This is a genomic window from Enteractinococcus helveticum, assembly GCF_001657475.1.
In the GTDB taxonomy this organism is placed as follows: Bacteria; Actinomycetota; Actinomycetes; order Actinomycetales; family Micrococcaceae; genus Yaniella; species Yaniella helvetica.
Window position 1 is genome coordinate 1 of sequence record NZ_LXEY01000054.1, and the last position, 471, is coordinate 471.

At 50.7% G+C, this 471-nt stretch carries 1 protein-coding gene; it reads right to left on the reverse strand.

Annotated elements, in window-relative coordinates; genetic code table 11:
- Window positions 1–240, reverse strand: a 240-nt coding sequence (locus tag A6F49_RS18520) for a hypothetical protein (protein ID WP_235605020.1), incomplete at its 3' end; no start/stop codon positions are given.
- Between the last annotated feature and the right edge of the window lie 231 nt (window positions 241–471).

Below are 471 nucleotides of genomic sequence, written 5' to 3' on the forward strand. Positions count from 1 at the left end.
ACCTTTGGCACTAGCGGCCCGGTTTTGTCGGTCTCTGATGATTTGAGCCACTTCTTCATCATCAGCTTCATCTTCAGATGACGGAACTTCAAAGGCGACCTGCTTCTTATGAGGACTTGGCCTTGTGCCGCGTCCAACAGTGACCTTCTTCTTCAGCAGCTGCGGTTGTGCTGAGGAACTTGCTGAAGCTCCTAAAGCAATCGAAAAGCCTGTAGTCCTTTGGCACGTGGCAAGATGCACTGGTGCTGAGGACTTTGTTGGTGCAGCTGAGGGCTTTGCTTGAGCAGAAGACCATGAGGGTTTTGAGGAGCTGGGCCGTGAGGGCATTGAGGAGCTGGGTCATGAGGGCATTGTAGAAGAAGATGGCTTTACAATAGATTTCTTCTTCATAGCCTTCTTAGGCTGACTAGCAGAGGCTTCAGCAGCAGCAGCAGCAGAATCTTCGTTGAATTTCTTCACTGCCTCCTTTGC